Genomic DNA, 19,339 nt, shown 5'->3' with positions numbered 1-19,339 from the left:
ATAGCTAAAATTCAGTTACATAAAGTTCTAATTTCTCTTGAGACTTTTGCTTTCTTATAGACACAATTTGCCTTGACCCCTAGCAATTTCAAAGGCAACATGAAACCAATAAGGATATCGAATCAAAAGCCATGACTTACCAATACCATGATGAAAGCATCGTCAAATCCTTGCCAGAAAATACTGTATTTGTATTTGGTAGCAATATGGCAGGGCTGCATGCAGGCGGTGCCGCAAGAACAGCGCTTGAGCACTTTGGTGCTGTAGAAGGGGTTGGTCGTGGCTGGTCTGGTCAAAGCTATGCTATTCCTACAATGAATGAGCATTTGCAACAAATGCCGTTGTCACAGATTCAGCATTATATCGATGACTTTAAAATTTATACCAAGAATCATCCGAAAAATAAGTATTTCCTGACCTCGGTCGGCTGCGGCATTGCAGGTTATAAAGTAGAAGAAATTGCGCCTATGTTTAAGGGGATTTCACATAATGTGATTTTCCCGCAATCTTTTCGCCCGTTTGTAGAAAAACCGCTTCCGAAATTGAATGAAAAATTCCTTAAAACCATTTTCCGTGACTCTATCATTTTTGCTGACCCCACCGATGAACTGATCGAAGTGCTTGCAGTGACCGATAGTGAAAAAAGCCTGGCTAAAATTTTACTGAATACCCAAATGTATCCAACAGATAGTAATGGCCGTGATCGTGTTTTTGAGATTCAGGACATTCTGCATAATTTGAATGGTAAGGTTTTCGATTTCCAGAACAATTCTGAAGGTCCAATGGTCTTTGGTGGTGTGATTCTGGCACTGCTCGAACTGTATAATATTAATGAACAGGATTTTTCAGATGTCTGGCATGGTAAGCGTGAAATTGCGCCACCAAAGCCTGAAAATAAATCACGTAGAAACCTTCTCTAATTTCAGACTTAGTATCAATCAAAGCCAATCCTTGAATTGGCTTTTTTATTGTGAAATATAAAAGGTGATCTAATAAAAATAGCATTCAATTTCAAGATAAATATTTAATTATCACATTATTCTAAAATCATTTTTTTGGTCTTATACTTGCCTCATTAAATTAAATAATAAAATTGAGCTGCTTGAATGAACATGCTGGATTCTCCAATTTTTGAACTATCTCCTATTGCCATGTGGCTTGAAGATTTTAGTGAGGTAAAAAAACAATTTGATCTCTGGCGTGCTCAAGGGGTGCAGGATTTACTCACTTTTTTGCAAGAAGACGAATCACGTATTTTAGAATGTGCGAAAAAAATTAAACTGCTTAAGGTCAATCCTAAAACACTAGAACTTTATCAGGCAGATGACTTTAACCATCTCAGTCAAAATTTGAATCTCGTGTTCAAAGAGGATATGAGCAAATCCCACATCCAGGAACTCGTCGCTCTATGGAATGGAGACACCCAATTTTCCCATTCAGCAGTAAACTATACCTTGACTGGTCAACGTCTGGATATTCAGCTGAAAGGAATTGTCCTGCCACAACATGAGCATGATCTCTCCTTACTCTTGATTACTACTGAAGACATCACTGCTTATACACAAGCTCGTCGTTTAGAAGAACAAAATCGCCATCTGGCTGAAGCTCGTTTTATTTATTCACCGGCTTCATTATGGATCGAGGATTTTAGCCGTATTAAAATTAAACTAGATCATTTACGTGATTTAGGAATTGAAGATTTTCAGACTTTTCTGGATGTACATCATGATTTTATTTATGAGTGCATTAGAGAGATTAGAATCATTGATGTCAATCAGGCCACTCTCGATCTGTTCGGCGCCTCAACCAAAGATGCTCTATTAAAGAATGTACATAAAGTCTTTGCGAAAGAAATGGTACAGACCTTTAAAGAACAACTTATTGAGCTTTGGAATGGTAATCTGCATCATCAGCGTGAAGCCGTAAACTATGCACTGGATGGCAGTATCCGTCATGTCTTGCTTCAATTTACCGTATTTCCTGATTATCTCCATGACTGGAGTATTGTTCAGATCGCCCTGACAGATATTACCGCACGTAAAAAAGCTGAACATTATCTGGAATATTTAGGCAGACATGATGTCTTAACCCAACTATGTAACCGTTCATTTTACATGCAGGAACTGAACCGTCTGGAGCGTAATTTACTGCGTCCAGTATCCTGTATTTTTATGGATCTCAATGGACTCAAAGAATTAAATGACTGCCTTGGACACGATGCTGGAGACAATCAGTTACGTCGCGTAGGTAACATCCTGAATCAACTTATTCAACATACGCCCTATTCTGCCTCTCGAATTGGTGGAGATGAATTTGTCGTTCTTTTACCTGGTGCGGATCAAACTGCTTTGCAAAATTGTCTCAATAGTTTGCATGAACTTTTAGTGGTTGATAACCAGTTTTACTCACATCAGCCAATCAGCCTATCGATCGGACATGCAACCAGCTATGCAGATGAGCGTCTTGAAGACATGCTAAAACGTGCCGATCAAGATATGTATCATCAGAAAAGAAGTCATTATCAAAATAATGACCGCAGAATGCCAGCTTCTCAGTAAGTTGAATGATTTAAATAGCAATAAATAAAAAAGCCATGGTCAAACCATGGCTTTTTTATTAGAAAACTTATCGTTTTCCCATTGAACGACGGGTGCCACGTGGTGGCATCCAGGTTCGATCAGCATAACGTTGTGGCTTGGGACGAAGATCCTCTAAGATCTCATCTGTTGCACCTTGATCAGCTTGCTTCAATGGAAACGGCAAATTAACTAAAGGCTTTTTCTTGGGAGTATTTGGGGAGCTCATCAGCTTGACTCAATAATAACTCAGTCTATTGTACAAAAAAAAAGAGCGAGATGTAAAAACAAGTCTTTTTATTGTGTTATCAAACGATGTTTCATTTAATGTTGCTACCATTTTTTGATAAAAAAAACAATGTCTCAAGTATTCCATTTATCTTAATTTAAGCAATTTTAGAGTAGAGTAAATACTCTATAATTATCTAAATTAAACTTATAACAATCCGTCATTTAAACTTCATGGAGTGAACTTTAAGATGAAAAAATCAACTTTTATATGTATGGCTACCGGACTTATTGGAATTACTTCCACCACTCAGGCGGCCGACTATTCAAAATATTTCAGTATGGAAGCCGAGGGCTTTAAACGTTTTTCAGTCTCAGTGGGGGCTTTACATGTCATGCCGCAAGGCAAAGCACAGCCGTTTAAAGTAAGTACAGCTGCTTATGAAGGTATTCAATCTGATGTTGGAGAAATCTCGTCCCAGGCAGTTATTGATAACCGTGCAGAAAACTCATCAGGTTTGGCTAATTGGCTAATTGATTTAATTAATGGTGTGAATCCAAATAGTACATTGCCGGCGTTCATGAGTGGTACGGCAAATATTTATGGTTTAGAAAACTGGAATAATCCGGGAACTGGGTTAGAGGCAGATGATGTCACCACCTTAGGCATCATGACCAATTATTTCTTTACTGATAATATTTCTTTTGAAATGAAAGCTGGGATTCCACCTAAAGTAGACTTACAAGGAAAGGGAAAAATATATGCTCCATTTAGTGCAATTGCTTCGCCAATCGTCGGTTCTATTGAGTTAGACAATGATATTTTTATTACAGATTTAGAGGCACATGGTCCTGCAGCTTCTGCCCGAGCATGGACACCAGCTTTTGAATTCCAGTATCACTTTGGTAAAACTGGCGTAAACAAGTTCCGTCCTTATATTGGCGTAGGCCTCATGTATGCTTATTTTAATGAACTTGAAATTAATCCACAGACAGAAAGAGACCTGATTGCTGCGGGTCATATGATTGCTAATATTTTGGATAATAAAGCTGGAGCATCATTAGATGGATCACCAAATGAAAACGCTAATCCAAAAGTTAAAGTTGAAGCAACAGATGCTTTTGCTCCAGTCGTCACTGCAGGTTTTACTTATGACTTCAATGATAAATGGTTTGCGGTAGGTTCAATCTCTTATGCTCACTTAAACAATGAAACTACGATCACAGTTACAGATAATAACTTCGGCAAACTAATTGAATCCAAGGCAGATATTGAGGTAAACCCAATCTTGGCCTATGCAGGTATTGGTATACGATTCTAAGACAGTTCAATTTTAAAAGCAGAGCTAAGCTCTGCTTTTTTGAGTTTCGAATTCACCAAATTAGCAAACACTTTACGCAATATCTAGATTCTAATCTGGACCTGTCTATCCCTATAAATATCGAGTCTATAAAAAAAATTTATCTTTTAAGTAATTATTATTCTATCGCGACAACAAGTCGAATCGACTAACATAGATTGCGATACTCATCGTACAGATTTCTTATGACCCACAGCCAGTTTTCCAAGCCACTTATTTATATGCTTATTGGTTCAGCAGTAATTCTGGCATTGTCTTTAGGTGTCCGTCATGCATTTGGCCTATATCTGGTGCCGATGAGTGAGGAATTTGGCTGGGGACATAATGTATTTAGTTTGGCCATTGCCATGCAAAACCTGATTTGGGGTGCAGTTCAACCGATTACCGGGGCATTTGCCGATAAATATGGCAGCAAAATTGTCGTGGCGATCGGCGGTGCTTTATATGCCATTGGTCTACTCTTGATGGCATTCAGTTCGACCGGTTTGCTACTCAATATCAGTGTGGGCTTAATTCTGGGTCTAGCACTATCTGCAACTTCTTTTCCGGTGTTATTGTCTGCAGTCGGACGTGCAGCACCGCCAGAAAAGCGCAGTCTGGCCATGGGCATTGCCAGTGCAGCCGGATCTTTTGGTCAGTTTATCATGCTGCCTTCGACCCTACTGCTGTTACAGAATGTCGGATGGTCAGCTGCGCTGGTGGTCAGTGCCATTTTAATCGCACTGATTGTACCCCTCGCCTGGATGCTGAAAGCACCGATGTATGTTGCTGCTAATGCCATTCCTACACCCAATAAAGCATCACTCAGTTTTAAACAGATTCTAGTGGTGGTTAAAAATCATAAACCTTTCTGGTTCCTGGCACTGGGCTTCTTTGTCTGCGGGTTCCAGGTAGTCTTTATCGGAATTCATCTGCCCGGCTATCTGATTGATCACGGGTTTAATGCCACTACTGGAACGATTTTCCTGGCACTGGTCGGTTTGTTTAATGTGGTCGGCACCTATACCGCCGGCTGGCTCGGTGGGAAATACTCTAAACCACACTTATTGATGGGTTTATATGGCCTACGCGGCATTGCTATTATTGCATTTTTACTGCTGCCCCTAAGCACATGGACAGTGTATGCCTTTGGTGTCATCATGGGTCTATTATGGTTGTCTACCGTACCACTGACCAATGGTATTGTCGCCAATATGTTCGGGGTTAAGTATCTGACCATGCTGAGTGGTATTGTATTTTTCACTCATCAGGTGGGCTCATTCTTTGGTGGATGGCTCGGTGGTGTTAACCATGATATAGCAGGCAATTATAATGCGGTATGGATGCTATCAATTGTATTAAGTATATTTGGCGTACTGGTACATTTCTGGGTCAATGAGGAGCAAATTGTGCATGACTGATTCTCTGCTGAAACTCAAAATCTCGATTGCTGTGGCAATCCTGCTTTTACTCACATTGTCGATTGCACTATGGTTGCAAACCCCTGAACTGTTTGAATACTTTAATCAGGCTTTCTGCGCGCATTAAACTGCTGAAATAGCATCAGTAAATTTCACTATGTTTCAGCACAAAAACTAAAAGTAGTAAAACCCAACAATTACTATATTTCTTTATTATTTCAAAATTTTAGAATTCATAATAATTTTGCGCTGTCTGGGTTTAAGTTTTTTCATATGTTTTGATTATCAGAAATAAAGTTGAGGCCTCGTAATAACAAATTTATCCCAGTGATCACGAGCAAATTATTAGTTAGAATTGTATTCCGAGACAATCAGGTCATTCCATCTTCCCGGCACTCTTTCCAACTGGTCTTGCCCTTTCTTGAAATGCGATAGCCTGGCGGATTTCCGTCCATTTTAATAAAAAATGAGAATAACGAGAAAGGTAGCCTAAACCTTTGATAAGAATGACTCTGCATATAGATTGTCTACCATTAAGACTGTAACCGCACCAAAAATCTTTTATTTTCAAGCAAAAATTTAACTTTAAATATTAGGTGTGATCTAATCGATCTTTAACAAAACCAAGCAGCTTTTTACTTTTTCTCACTTAATCTGCCTAGTGTATTTTCCTTTTTCCGCTTAGCGTATTAGAAAATCAGGATTCAGCATGTGGATAGAGGAAAAGACCATGAATGAACTTCAATTTTCAGATTGTGTTCGGGCCTGTATGAGCTGTTCACTCGCATGTGCCAACTGTGCTAGCGCCTGTCTCAAAGAAGAAGATCTGGAGATGATGCGGGAATGCATCCAGCGCTGTCTGGATTGTGCAGATATTTGCCAGCTTTGCGCCCGTACGGAACAGAAACAGTCTCCTTTCATGCATGAGATGTGTGAACTCTGCGCAAAAGCGTGTGACTACTGTGCAGAAGAATGTGGTCATCATCAAGACGATCATTGCCAGCAGTGTGCCGAAGCGTGCCGTCGTTGTGCTGAAGAATGCCGAAAAATGGCGGCTTAAAAAATTAATTTGATAATCCTGTTCTTCATTTCAAATAGCATAGGTTAATAGTTGTATGCTCAAACCATTCCAATAAAAAAACCCGCAAGCAAATACTTACGGGTTTTTGATCTAACTTGAATTAATCAAATTAGAATAAACGGTTCATACCATTCAGTGTCGCTACACGATATGCTTCCGCCATGGTTGGGTAGTTAAACGTGGTTTCCACAAAATATTTGATAGTATTGTTCGGACTGTTCATCACCGCTTGACCAATGTGGATAATTTCAGAAGCATTGTTACCAAAACAATGAACGCCTAAAACTTCCAGCGTTTCACGATGGAACAGAATTTTCAATTCACCTACCGTATCACCGGTAATCTGGGCACGTGCCAGATGACGGAATGAAGCTTGGCCAACCTCATACGGAATTTTTTCTTCAGTCAACTGCTGTTCAGTTTTACCGATTGAAGAAATTTCTGGAATGGTATAAATACCTGTCGGGATATCCGTCACTGGTGCAACATCTTTTTCTCCACTCATGTTGGCACCCGCACAACGACCTTGGTCATAGGCAGCAGAAGCAAGAGATGGCCAGCCAATCACATCACCCGCAGCGTAGATATTTTCGACTTCGGTTTGATATTGATCATTTACAGTCAATTGACCACGGCTGTTCGGTTTCAGGCCAACGTTTTCCAGACCCAAGCCATCCGTGTTCCCTGAACGACCATTACACCAAAGGATGGCATCTGCCTTAATTTTCTTGCCACTCTGTGTATGTAGAACTACATAATCATCAGATGTTTCAAGGTAATCAATCTGCTCATTGTGACGGATTAACACGCCCTGCTCACGCAAGTGATAAGACAATGCATCAGAGATTTCATCATCCAGGTAGCTCAGCAGTTTCGGTTGCGTATTGATCAGGTCAACTTTATGGCCCAGACCAATAAAGATCGATGCGTATTCACAGCCAATCACACCTGCACCGTAAATAATGATTTTTTGGATTGAATAATCCAGATCCAGAATTTTGTCTGAATCAAATACACGTGGGTGATTAAAGTCTAAAATTTCCGGACGATAAGGACGAGAACCTGTCGCAATCACTAATTGTTTAAACTGAATCGTTTCCTTGATGCCATCTGGAGTAAATACAAAAATAGTATTTTCATCCTGAACATAGGCACGGCCATGGAAGATATCAATTTTATTACGGTCGTAAAAACGTGAATGTGTTTCAACCTGCTGTTGAATCACTTTATGCGCATTACGAAGTACCTGCTTCATGGTGAACTGTTTCCATTCACCGACTTTCTGGAACATTGGATCACGTTGATAACGGATGATGCTTGATACCGTTTGACGCAATGCTTTACTTGGAATCGTACCAACATGCGTACAGTTACCACCAAGTTGTTCACGCATATCAACGATTGCAACGCGCTTACCCGATTTGGCAAGTTTCATTGCCGCGCCTTCGCCCGCAGGGCCTGAACCTAGAACTACCGCATCGTACTTAACGAAAGTCCCACTAACGACCTCTTTCTTACGTGGCATTCAACGCTCCTTTATAAATTAAATTCATCTGCAATATCTGTTTGCCATATTATGACGTAAATCATGTCATTTTGGTGTATTTAACTGACATATATTGTGTGATGAGAACATTTTTTAAATGAATAGTCCTTTTTGCCCCATTTGTAGCTAAGTCCGTTATAATAAAAGCGCTATCTTTGATTATCTCCTCCCTTCAAAAACAGTGGAAAAGTTGAATATGTCTGAAAACCGTAAACCTGAACAGGGTGTCAAACTTCGCGGCGCGGAAAAGGTCGCCCGTATTCCTGTAAAAGTTGTACCTACGGTTGAAACACCACGGAAGCCGGACTGGATTCGCGTCAAAATGGCCGCACCTGAAGAAGTACAACGTATTAAAACTACACTTCGTCAGCAAAAATTACATACCGTATGTGAAGAAGCCGCCTGTCCTAACCTGCCTGAATGTTTTGGCGGTGGTACAGCAACCTTTATGATTATGGGTGACATTTGTACCCGTCGCTGTCCGTTCTGTGATGTGGCACATGGCCGTCCAAATGCACTAGATCCAGATGAACCGCGCCATATGGCAGAAACGATTGCTAACTTAGGTTTGAAATATGCGGTGATCACTTCGGTAGACCGTGATGATTTACTGGATGGCGGTGCACAGCATTTTGTCGATTGTATTAAAGAAGCACGTGAACTGAGTCCAAAAACTTTATTAGAAATCCTGGTTCCTGACTTCCGCGGTCGTATGGATATTGCGCTACGTATCATGACTGAGTGTCCACCTGATGTGTTTAACCACAATATCGAAACTGTGCCACGTCTGTATAAAGCGATGCGTCCGGGTTCTGATTATCAGCACTCTTTAAACCTGCTGAAAATGTTTAAAGAATACTGCCCGGATATTCCAACCAAATGTGGTTTGATGGTCGGTATTGGGGAAACTGAAGAAGAAGTCATTGCGCTGCTGGATGACCTGAAAGCACATGAGGTCGATTATGTGACGATTGGTCAGTACTTGCAGCCTTCCAAACAGCATGCGCCAATTGATCGCTTTGTAACGCCAGAAGAATTCGAACGTTATGCAGAACATGGCCGTAAGCTTGGCTTTAAGAATATCTGGTCGGCTCCAATGGTACGTTCAAGCTATTTTGCCGACCGTCAATACTATGGTGAACCGGTTCCAGAAGTACGCCGTAAAGTTGATCCAGCGAAAAAAATCGCTGTACAGGCAATTGAAGCTTAAAATGAATTAGATCAAAGCCCTCTTAAGTAGAGGGCTTTTTTATGCCTAACTAATTTTATATTTGTTCACTTTTTAATTATTTTATCTACCATCTCTTAGAGATTAAGTTATTACTTATCTTCACATTTCTTTGCGTGTTCTCACTTGAAGACTGCGCATTTTTCAAACAATCTCAAAAACAGATAAAACACTTCAATATATCGTTGAAATATTTAATAACGATCATTCTCACAACAACAATTGTGAATTTGCCAGTTGCTTAAGCGATGTAAAAAAATTGATCAAGTCTTATGAAGACACCTTAGGGAGATCGGCAGCATCACAATTGTATGACCCTGGAGAAATATAACAATGCTATTTATTTTCGCCGTACTTCTTCTCATTGCCAGTTTATGGGCGATTTTCTTTTTTCAACTCTCCCGTACCACTGGGGCAATTACCCTGATTGTCATGTCAGTGGTTTGTGCCTTTATCAGTCCTTGGTCACTGATTCTGGGTATTCCCCTGATCCTGATCAGTCTGGTCGTCATGATCGAACCTTTACGTATGTCTTTCATTTCCAGGCCAGCCTATAAAGCTTTAGCGGATGCCATGCCGAGCATTAGTCCGACAGAACGTGAGGCTCTTGATTCCGGCACTAGCTGGTGGGAAAAAGAGCTCTTTATGGGTGCGCCGAACTGGGAAACCTTTAATAGCTATCCTTATCCAAAACTTTCCGTTGAGGAACAGGCATTCTTGGATAACGAAGTCGAAACGCTCTGTAGCATGCTGGATGAATGGGAAATTCATGAGAAGAAAATGCTGCCTGAACATATCTGGCAATATATTAAAGATAACGGTTTCTTGGGACTAATTATTCCCAAAGAATACGGCGGTCGTGCCTTTAGTTCCTTTGCTCAAAGCCGAGTGATGAGCAAAATTTCTTCACGCTCTCTCACTGCTGCTGTGAGCTGTATGGTGCCTAACTCTCTCGGGCCGGGTGAGTTGTTACTACATTATGGTACTGATGAGCAAAAAGATCGTTATTTACCCGGTCTGGCCAAAGGTGAAGAAATCCCATGTTTTGGTTTGACCAGTCCTGAAGCCGGTTCAGATGCCGGTGCGATTCCAGATACCGGTGTGGTTTGCTATGGACAGTTTGAAGGTCAGGAAGTCTTGGGATTGAGAATGAATTTCTCTAAACGCTGGATTACCTTGGCACCGATTGCCACTGTCGTCGGTTTAGCTTTTAAAATGTATGATCCTGACCATCTACTCGGTGATAAAACGGATTATGGGATTACTTGTGCCTTGCTACCGGCCAATCATGAAGGGGTAAAAGTCGGTCCACGTCATAATCCTGGCTCCCCTTTTATGAATGGTACTGTTGAAGGTAAGGATGTATTTATTCCTTTAGACTGGATCATTGGTGGCGTGAAAAATGCCGGTAAAGGCTGGCGTATGCTGATGGAATGTCTAGCGGTTGGTCGTGGTATCTCCCTACCGGCTTTATCTACCTCTAGTGCCGAAATGACTTATCTGAATGTCAGCGCGTTCTCTCGAATCCGTCAGCAATTCAAGATTTCGGTGGGTAAATTTGAAGGGGTTCAGGAAGCCAATAGTGAAATTGCCAGTGATGCCTATATGCTGGAAGCATTCCGTTATTTAGTGACTTGTGGCTTGAATCAAGGTGGTAAGCCGGCAGTTATGACCGCGATTGCCAAATACTATGCCACAGAGACCATGCGTAAAATCGTCAATCATGGTATGGATGTCGTGGGCGGTCGTGCTATTCAAATGGGGCCTCGTAACTTCCTGGCTCTCAACTATCAGGCCATTCCAGTATCGATTACAGTCGAAGGCGCCAATATTCTGAGCCGTTCATTGATGATCTTTGGTCAAGGCTCAATGCGTTGCCATCCTTATCTATATGAAGAATTACAGCTTCTGCAAGCTGAAGACCCAAAAGCCGCTCTGAATCCATTCGATATTATGTTATTTAAGCATTTGGGTTATACCTTTAACCGGACTGCCCGCTCTTTTGCCTATGCTTTTAGCGGTGGTTCAAGTGCTGCGCCACAAAGTGCAGTTGATTTTACCCGTCCTTATTACAAGATTATTAACCGGCTCAGTGCCAACTTTGCCCTGACTGCAGATATGTGTCTGGGTTTACTTGCCGGTGATATTAAACGCAAGGAAATGCTTTCTGGCCGTCTGGCTGATATTCATGCCCATCTGTTTATTGCGACGGCAATCCTGAAATTCTTTGAACATAGCAAAAAAACTGAAGCTGAACGTCTGCATGCACAATTGGCAATTGAGAAATCTTTATATACGGCTCAGGAAGCGTTTTATGACCTGTTTGCAAATTTCCCGGTGGGTGTTGCTACTGGCATGGTCAAACTTATCTGTTTCCCATTTGGCCGCCCTGTCGCGAAACCATCTGACCGACTTAAACAGGAAGTCGCAAATGTCATGATGGAAGATAACGCTTTCCGGAAAGTACTGAAAAAGCATGTTTTCTATAGCACAGCGGAAGATGATGTAAATGGTCGTATGGAATCAACCTTCATCATGTTACTGGAAATTGAGCAGCTTTGGGATCGCTTTAAAAAAGCTGAAAACAAAGGTCAATTTAAGGGACTCAGTTTTGCTGATCATGTGGCTGATGCGCATGAACAAGGCTTTATTAATGAAGAAGAAGCCAATAAGTTACTGCACTATAATGCGCGTCGCTATGACAGCATGTTGACTGATGTCTTCGATTTGCATTTACAGGAAGTATTGGAGCTGGAAAATCCTCATATTTCGAAAGCAGATGCAACAGGTACTGATACTTCAGTTCAAAGTGCACCTTCACATTCAACCAGTCCTTAGATAGAACTTTTATCTAAATCAGACCTTGATTACAAAGTGAAGTTATTTATTGACCTCACTTTGGATATCTCAAGTGGCTATTCAGCCACTTTTTTACGACTATTGCACGATGGTATTTAAGAGATAAAACGTTAAGCTAGACTCATAATAAAATTGAGGGTCAATGATGTCACAACAAGATTATGAAAATGGCTTGAAAGTCCGTACTGAAGTGATGGGTGCAAGCTTTGTAAAGCGCGCTCAGGACAATACGGTTCCTTTTACTCAGCCTTTGCAGGACTGGATTAATGAACATGCCTGGGGCTCAACCTGGCAACGTGAAGGGATTTTACCACGTAAATACCGTTCTTTAATTACCATTGCTTTTCTTACCGCGCAAAAAAGCCCAACTGAATTGAAAGGCCATGTTCGTGGCGCTTTGAATAATGGTGCAACAGTTGAAGAAATTCAGGAAGTGCTACTGCATAGCCTGCCTTACTGCGGTGCCCCTGCTACTCAGGAAGCCTTCCGTGCAGCGCTTGAAGTGATTCAGGAATATCAAGCAAATCAGCAGAATTAAGATTTACTTAGGCTATTGAGCTGCTTAATGAATAAATAAAGCCGGGAATTAAAATTCCCGGCTTTTTAAATTTTAAAATGATATATCTATAGCTATAACGTCTTTAAGACTGTCTTTAATATTGTTTGAAAAGATTATCCTCTTAATTCAATTTGAGTACGTTGCTCCAAGCCTTGCACCGCAGCGGAGAAATCCAGCTGGCTGGCCTGTGGCTTGGAAATCTGCTGAAACTCCTGCTGAACCAAAGATATCACTGATAAATCCAGTTGCTGTTGTTGTGCCAGCTCCAAAGCAATGCCAATATCTTTCTGCAACAAATCCAGTGCAAAGGTCTTGTGAAACTCACGGTTCAGTACACGCTGCGCCATGATATTTTCCGACATGCTGCTTTTACCGCTAGAATGATTAATACAGTTTAGTGCACTGCTTAAATCAACTCCCTGTCCTTTCAGTACAGTCAGCCCTTCAGCCAGGGCCCACAAGTGAGTCGCCATTAGGGTATTATTCACGGCTTTTACCGCAAAACCAGAACCACTTTCTCCCACATATTCAATCAGACCAGCAAAGGCTTCAATAATCGGTTTGGCTTGTTCAAAGGCTTGTTCATTGCCTCCGACCATAACGGTTAAAGTGCCGTGTTCCGCCCCGATGGTCTGACCAGAAACTGGCGCATCCAGATAATAACTGTCTTGTTGCTCCAGGAGCTTCGCCAGTTTCTGTGCAGATTCCGGTACACCGCTGGTACAGTCAATCCAGATTGCACCTTGTTTGGGTGGATGAGCTGCAATCAATGCTTCCACATCCTGACTGGTCGGCAAACAGGAAAAGATAAAATCTGCCTGAACCGCCTGCTCAATACTCACTGCCTGCGTTGCAAAAGTTTCAGCATGCGCTACAGCTTTCTGTTCAGTCCGGTTCCAGACCCAAACCTGATGTCCGAGTTTTGGCAAATGGGAGGCCATATGCCAGCCCATTGCCCCGAGTCCTAAAAATGCAATTGTATGACTCAAAAAATGCTCCTCATATTAAGCGACTGGCTTAGCCTCGACCTCAGTTACGGTTTCAGCTGGTTCAGAGGCTGGCAATTCTTTATCTTCACCACGATTCAGGAATAGATTGAGTAAGATCGCAGCTAAAGTCGCAGTACCAATACCCCCTAGATCAAAACCACCAATCTGCAAGCTATAGTTCCCTGTACCCATGATCAGACACACGGCACCAATAATCAGCGTACTGTTCTTGGTAAAATCAACCTTGTTATCTACCCAAATTTTCGCACCAGCCACCGTAATCAGACCAAATACGACAATCGATGCACCACCCAATAAAGCCACTGGAATGGTACTGATCACTGCACCAAATTTAGGTGAAAGTCCGAGTAAAATCGCGAAGATACCCGCGAAGACAAATACCGTGGTTGCATAAACCTTGGTGACTGCCATCACACCGATATTTTCAGCATAAGTGGTCATGCCTGTACCACCGACAGAAGCGGACAATGAAGTACACACCCCATCAGCAAAGAAACCACGACCCATATATGGAGACAGGTTTTTACCGGTCATCGCAGAGACTGCCTTAAAGTGCCCTAGATTTTCTGCAACCAAGATAATTGCCACTGGTGCAATCATCAGCATGGCATTCATTTCAAAGACCGGACTCTGGAAATTCGGCAAACCAAACCATGCTGCTTCACTGACTTTGGTAAAATCAATCGCAGGTCCGAAGCCCATCACATTGGTGAAAAGGAAATAAATCAGGTAGGAAGATAATAAGCCCAATAACAATAATAGACGGCGTACCATTCCTCGGGTAAACACAGCAATCACACTGATACAGATAATCGTGATTAAAGCCATCCACGAATCAAACTGGTTCGCTGAAACACTCTTAATCGCCACGGGCGCCAAGTTCAAACCGATGATCATCACGATCACGCCTGTCACTACAGGTGGCATCAGTTTTTCAATCCAGTTGGTACCAGTTTTCATCACCAGTAGCCCAATCAAGGCATAAACGATACCGCAAGCAATGGTGCCGCCAAGGGCCAGTCCGATATTTGGATTCGCTCCAACTCCAGAATAACCCGTCACTGCGACGACCGCACCAATAAAGGCAAAGCTTGATCCCAGATAACTAGGCAATCGACCGCCCGTGATCAGGAAAAATAAAATGGTCCCAATCCCAGTAATGAAAATCGTGAGATTGGGATCAAACCCCATTAATAAGGGTGCCAGCACGGTTGCGCCAAACATGGCAAACACATGCTGCAACCCGAGAATAATACTTTTTCCAGCAGGCAGATATTCATCTGTTTGCACTGGGGTTATATCGATATTGCCTTGGTAAGGCTTAAATTTTGGAAACCACGTTTCTTTTTCTTGCATGGGCTTCCCCTCCTTGATTAGGACTGAATTGATTTAGCACATTTTGTGTGGCTCACAGTAAGAACGGTTAAAGTACATCAGCGCATTGCCTTGACGCTGGCACATGGCTTTCACTTCACAGAACAGCACGTCATGACTGCCTACAGATACTTGCTGCACCACCTCACAATCAAAACTGACCAAGGCATCCTCAAGTACAGGTGACTGGGTCAGCAAAGTTTTCCAGTTCCCCTGACTGAAACGCTCTGCCATCGGTGTTTTTCCACCAAACAGATTGGATAGATGCTGCTGATGTGAAGCTAGGGTATTCACACACAACACCTGATTATTTTTAAAAGTTTCGTAAACTGATGCTAAACGGTTCAGACAGACCAACAAAGTCGGTGGCGTATCAGTCACACTACACACGGCGGATGCGGTAAATCCAGCCATGCCTGAACGACCTTGTGTAGTAATCACATTCACTGCCGTACCCAGATTGGACATGCCTTGACGGAAAATCTGCTGATCGACCTGAGTAAATACTTCAGCTGCGTTTTCAGTCTTTACCACCTTATTTAATGCACTGTTTTCTGCAACTGCTTCGTCAATGATTTTAGACAATTTGGCATTCATGCTGTTCTCCTCCGCCCCAAGTCAGTTTTCAGTGACAGACTTAGGGCTGATATAGATGAAATTGAATCAGGTGGTTCGGCTTATACATGAGCAATCGAGGCGATTTCGACCAGCGCCTCAGGTTTGACTAAGCCCGTCTGTACGCAATATCGTGCCGGTTTATCTCCCGGAAAATACTCTGCATAAACGGTATTAATTGCTGCATAATCTGCCCAGTCTTTGACAAACACATGATTGAAAGTGACGTCATCCATGCTGCCACCGGCTTCTTCAATGACACGCTTGATGGTTTCCAGAATATGACGGGTCTGGGCCGCGGCATCACCGACATGCACCACGTTATTATTTTCATCAAAGGCCAGCGTGCCTGATACATAGACAATATTGTCGGCCTTGGTTGCCGGTACAAACGGCGCTAACGGTTTTGAAGTTCCTGCTGGAATAATGATTTCTTTAGGCATACTATTTTTTCCTTAATTCTGTTCTTTAATTCTTTATGCGCTTACAGCTAATTTAGTTTCTTTTAGTGACTCACTTTCTTTTTGAAAGGTCTCTACAAAATTTTTGGTATCTGATACCCAGCCAAAGAAAGTCTTGATGTTATACAGACTGGCTTCATGCGCTTCGACTGGACCGGCCTGATGGCAGGCATCAGCAAGTGCGATACCAAAATATTCTAAGAAGAAGCCATCACGTAGTGTCGACTCCACACACACGTTGGTGGCAATCCCCACAAAGACCAGATTGCGAATTCCTCTTACACGCAACATGCTGTCCAGCGCAGTATTAAAGAAACCGCTATAACGTGGCTTTTCGATCACCAGGTCTTGTGGCAGTGGCTTTAACTCATCAATCAGCTCAAAATCCCAGCCACCTTTTGCTAACAATTGCCCCTGTAATTCAGGACGTTTACGCATGGTCTTTAAGGCATTGGATTTATGGAAATTTGGAGAGTCCTTACCACCCGCTTCCTTATATTCTGCATCCCAGCCATTTTTGAAATAAATCACCTGAATACCGGCTGCATGTGCGGCATCAACGGCCTTTTTAATATTTTCAACCACGGGCTTGGTTTTCGAGACATCAAAGCCCGCCAGATCCAGATAGCCACCCTGAGAGGTATAGGCATTTTGCATATCAATCACAATCAAGGCTGTCTGTTCTGGTGCAAGACAAATCGCTTCGGGTTCCGCTTTAAGCGTTTTTCCTGTGCCGAGTTTTTCCGTAAAACCGGCTGTTACGACTGATTCACTCATGCGCTTTTCTCCAAAACTGGCGCTGCATCTTCAATGACAATATGATCACGGCATTTCATTAGCGGCTGGATTTTTTGACCAAAGTCTTCAACCCCTTGAATAAAATCATCAAAAGTTAGTAGTACGCCTTCCGTACCTTTGATCTCACCAATTTCATCCAACATTCGTGCCACATTTTCATAAGAACCCACCAGCGTACCCATATTGATATTCACTGGAGATACGCTAGAAGCCATTTGACGGATATTGGTGTCTGCACCGGAAGTGGTATCTTTACCGCCTTGATTCATCAGCCAGTTAATCGCTTCCATATCAGCACCATCGTTATAGTGCTGCCATTTGGCTTGCGCTTCTTCATCAGTTTCTGCAGCAATCACCATAAACAGCACATAAGTCTGTACATCACGGCCAGTCACATCTGTTTTTTCTTTGAGGCGGTCATTAATTTCTGCATAAGCTGTTGGAGTATTCAGGCCTTTACCAAACACGAAGTTATAGTCAGCATATTGTGCAGAAAACTCTAAACCTGCATCAGATTGACCTGCACAGATAATCTTCATGTCGGCTTGTGGACGTGGGCTAACACGGCAATCTTCCATCTGGAAATGTTCGCCTTTAAAGTCTGATTTACCAGTCGCCCAAAGTTCACGCAGAATTTGTACATATTCAGACAGATATTCATAGCGTTTGCCAAAATAGTCATTACCTGGCCACATACCCATTTGGGTATATTCAGGTGGCTGCCAGCCAGTTACGACATTCAGACCAAAACGGCCATTTGAAATCGAATCAATGGTTGATGCCATGCGCGCGACAATTGCAGGTGGCATCACCAGAGTTGCGGCAGTTGCGAAAATTTTAATTTTGCTGGTGACAGCCGCAAGACCTGCCATCAGGGTAAACGTTTCCAGGTTATGTTCCCAGAATTCAGTCTTGCCGCCAAAGCCACGCAGCTTGATCATGGAAAGTGCGAAATCGAAACCATAGTGCTCAGCGCGCTGTACGATTTGTTTATTTAACTCAAAAGTCGGCATGTACTGCGGTGCATTTTCAGAGAGTAACCAGCCATTATTTCCGATTGGACAGAAGACACCTATTTTCATTTTCACACCTCATTATTTTTAACACTTATTCAAAATTCTGATTCCACTTCGGGAATTTTATTTACAAGATAAACATTGCAAAGCGTGTGCCAACTATATTTAATTTATAAATATCATACACTTAATATTTTATTTTTTGAATTTTTAGTAAAATATCTATTTTTACCTATGAGTCAATTTTGAACATACTGTTTCATTCAAGTGCACTCGTAGCAATTTGTGCATTTGCAGTTCATGCATCAATTCGAAGTAAAAACCATGCTGATGCTACAAAATGATTGATTAGAAAAAATGAAAAACCAGACACGAGGTCTGGCTTTTAAAAAATCTTCAAGCTAAGGGGGAAATCAGGAAGGAAAGGATCCGTTGATTGACCTGATCTGTCTCGGTCACAGTGGAGGCATGCGCACCTGTAGCAAGCAAACTGAGGTAACTATGCGGCAGGCATTGCTGTAATTGCTGTGACCGTTGATAAGGCACCAGAAAATCATCCTGATTGGCAAGCAGATGCACACGAACATCTTTGAGTGCTTGCTGATGCTCTTCGTTCAGTTTAAAGGCCTGTACAGCTTGTAAGCGTGCTAGAACATTTGAAATTGGAGGAAAATCTAAAAGCTGCTTATTTTCTGCTTCAGTTAACTGATCAATATGAGTCGAGATCCATTGCGGCGGATAAAGAAATAAAGCCTGTGCTCTCACATAAGCCTCTGCCCCGCTATTCACCAATAAGGAAGTTCGTGCCTCGAAACATTTCTGAGTATGAGCATCCAGCTCTCCCCAAGCATTTAACATGGTCAGACTGAGCAGCTTAAACTTTCTTTCAGCCTGATAGGTCGCCAGTTGCATGCCGATATGTCCGCCCAATGCATGCCCGATAAAATGAAACTCTCGAATACCATCATTGATCAATAAATCCAGAATCTGGCAGGCCATATGGTCGATCGAATAAGACATGGGCAAGAGTTCAGAATCTGAATGACAGCCTTCCTGATCATAAGTGACTACATGAAAATGCTGCTGTAAAACTCTAATTTGAGGATTCCAGAAACTGGCATGCCCGCCCAGTCCGGGTGAAAGCACCACATAAGGTGCATCTGCCCGTGCTGCAAGATGAATAGATAAAGACATATCACTCTCATATTTTAACTATGAGTTGAATGC

At 42.1% G+C, this 19,339-nt stretch carries 18 protein-coding genes; 9 read left to right on the top strand and 9 right to left on the bottom strand.

Annotated elements, in window-relative coordinates; translation table 11 throughout:
- Nucleotides 1-131: 131 nt before the first annotated feature.
- On the top strand, nucleotides 132-920 hold the full coding sequence (locus F899_RS06030) for an A1S_2505 family phage non-structural protein (protein ID WP_005221462.1): 789 nt from the start codon (nucleotides 132-134) through the stop codon (nucleotides 918-920).
- A gap of 186 nt (nucleotides 921-1,106) precedes the next feature.
- A complete protein-coding gene (locus F899_RS06025; protein WP_005221460.1) occupies nucleotides 1,107-2,558 on the top strand; it encodes a sensor domain-containing diguanylate cyclase in 1,452 nt (483 codons plus the stop codon).
- 67 nt (nucleotides 2,559-2,625) lie between these two features.
- On the opposite strand, the gene F899_RS06020 is transcribed toward F899_RS06025, so the two are convergent.
- A complete protein-coding gene (locus F899_RS06020) occupies nucleotides 2,626-2,805 on the bottom strand; it encodes a hypothetical protein (RefSeq protein WP_004810533.1) in 180 nt (59 codons plus the stop codon).
- A gap of 250 nt (nucleotides 2,806-3,055) precedes the next feature.
- On the opposite strand from F899_RS06020, the gene F899_RS06015 reads away from it, so the two are divergent.
- From F899_RS06015 to F899_RS06000, 4 genes are all read left to right on the top strand, one after another.
- Nucleotides 3,056-4,126, top strand: a complete 1,071-nt coding sequence (locus tag F899_RS06015) for an OmpW/AlkL family protein (RefSeq protein WP_005221458.1) — start codon at nucleotides 3,056-3,058, stop codon at nucleotides 4,124-4,126.
- 224 nt (nucleotides 4,127-4,350) lie between these two features.
- On the top strand, nucleotides 4,351-5,565 hold the full coding sequence (locus tag F899_RS06010) for an MFS transporter (RefSeq protein ID WP_005221457.1): 1,215 nt from the start codon (nucleotides 4,351-4,353) through the stop codon (nucleotides 5,563-5,565).
- On the top strand, nucleotides 5,558-5,692 hold the full coding sequence (locus F899_RS15910) for a hypothetical protein (protein ID WP_004810539.1): 135 nt from the start codon (nucleotides 5,558-5,560) through the stop codon (nucleotides 5,690-5,692). Before F899_RS06010 ends, F899_RS15910 begins: the two co-directional genes overlap by 8 nt.
- 603 nt (nucleotides 5,693-6,295) lie before the next feature.
- Nucleotides 6,296-6,625, top strand: coding sequence for a four-helix bundle copper-binding protein (locus tag F899_RS06000; protein WP_034433950.1), 330 nt, complete (start codon nucleotides 6,296-6,298; stop codon nucleotides 6,623-6,625).
- Nucleotides 6,626-6,755: 130 nt separating this feature from the next.
- Here the strand turns inward: F899_RS06000 and sthA are convergent, their stop codons facing one another.
- A complete protein-coding gene (sthA, locus tag F899_RS05995) occupies nucleotides 6,756-8,171 on the bottom strand; it encodes a Si-specific NAD(P)(+) transhydrogenase (protein WP_004810544.1) in 1,416 nt (471 codons plus the stop codon).
- 217 nt (nucleotides 8,172-8,388) lie between these two features.
- On the opposite strand from sthA, the gene lipA reads away from it, so the two are divergent.
- The 3 genes from lipA to F899_RS05980 all read left to right on the top strand — a co-directional run bounded on the left by lipA (nucleotide 8,389) and on the right by F899_RS05980 (nucleotide 12,817).
- Nucleotides 8,389-9,402: a lipoyl synthase gene (gene lipA, locus F899_RS05990; protein WP_005221453.1), complete on the top strand. Its 1,014-nt coding sequence runs from the start codon at nucleotides 8,389-8,391 to the stop codon at nucleotides 9,400-9,402.
- A gap of 351 nt (nucleotides 9,403-9,753) precedes the next feature.
- Nucleotides 9,754-12,258 (top strand): acyl-CoA dehydrogenase, encoded by a 2,505-nt coding sequence (locus F899_RS05985; protein WP_005221451.1) that lies wholly within the window; start codon nucleotides 9,754-9,756, stop codon nucleotides 12,256-12,258.
- 166 nt (nucleotides 12,259-12,424) lie between these two features.
- Nucleotides 12,425-12,817: a carboxymuconolactone decarboxylase family protein gene (locus tag F899_RS05980; RefSeq protein ID WP_004782744.1), complete on the top strand. Its 393-nt coding sequence runs from the start codon at nucleotides 12,425-12,427 to the stop codon at nucleotides 12,815-12,817.
- A gap of 134 nt (nucleotides 12,818-12,951) precedes the next feature.
- On the opposite strand, the gene F899_RS05975 is transcribed toward F899_RS05980, so the two are convergent.
- The 7 genes from F899_RS05975 to rutD form a co-directional block, all read right to left on the bottom strand.
- Nucleotides 12,952-13,791 (bottom strand): NAD(P)-dependent oxidoreductase, encoded by an 840-nt coding sequence (locus tag F899_RS05975; protein ID WP_005221450.1) that lies wholly within the window; start codon nucleotides 13,789-13,791, stop codon nucleotides 12,952-12,954.
- A gap of 51 nt (nucleotides 13,792-13,842) precedes the next feature.
- The gene (gene rutG, locus F899_RS05970) at nucleotides 13,843-15,204 is read right to left on the bottom strand and encodes a pyrimidine utilization transport protein G (RefSeq protein ID WP_005221449.1); all 1,362 of its coding nucleotides are present in this window, start codon (nucleotides 15,202-15,204) and stop codon (nucleotides 13,843-13,845) included.
- A gap of 33 nt (nucleotides 15,205-15,237) precedes the next feature.
- On the bottom strand, nucleotides 15,238-15,756 hold the full coding sequence (gene rutF / locus F899_RS05965; RefSeq protein WP_416201955.1) for an NADH-dependent FMN reductase RutF: 519 nt from the start codon (nucleotides 15,754-15,756) through the stop codon (nucleotides 15,238-15,240).
- Between the two features lie 143 nt (nucleotides 15,757-15,899).
- A complete protein-coding gene (gene rutC, locus F899_RS05960) occupies nucleotides 15,900-16,280 on the bottom strand; it encodes a pyrimidine utilization protein C (protein WP_005221446.1) in 381 nt (126 codons plus the stop codon).
- Between the two features lie 33 nt (nucleotides 16,281-16,313).
- On the bottom strand, nucleotides 16,314-17,075 hold the full coding sequence (rutB, locus tag F899_RS05955) for a pyrimidine utilization protein B (RefSeq protein ID WP_004646492.1): 762 nt from the start codon (nucleotides 17,073-17,075) through the stop codon (nucleotides 16,314-16,316).
- On the bottom strand, nucleotides 17,072-18,178 hold the full coding sequence (gene rutA, locus F899_RS05950) for a pyrimidine utilization protein A (protein WP_005221443.1): 1,107 nt from the start codon (nucleotides 18,176-18,178) through the stop codon (nucleotides 17,072-17,074). Before rutA ends, rutB begins: the two co-directional genes overlap by 4 nt.
- A gap of 330 nt (nucleotides 18,179-18,508) precedes the next feature.
- Entirely contained in the window at nucleotides 18,509-19,306 is a 798-nt protein-coding gene (gene rutD, locus F899_RS05945) for a pyrimidine utilization protein D (protein ID WP_005221441.1), read from the bottom strand.
- Nucleotides 19,307-19,339 lie beyond the last annotated feature (33 nt).

Source organism: Acinetobacter sp. CIP 101934, assembly GCF_000369585.1.
GTDB lineage: Bacteria > Pseudomonadota > Gammaproteobacteria > Pseudomonadales > Moraxellaceae > Acinetobacter > Acinetobacter schindleri.
This window is presented reverse-complemented; position numbering and strand designations above follow the sequence as displayed.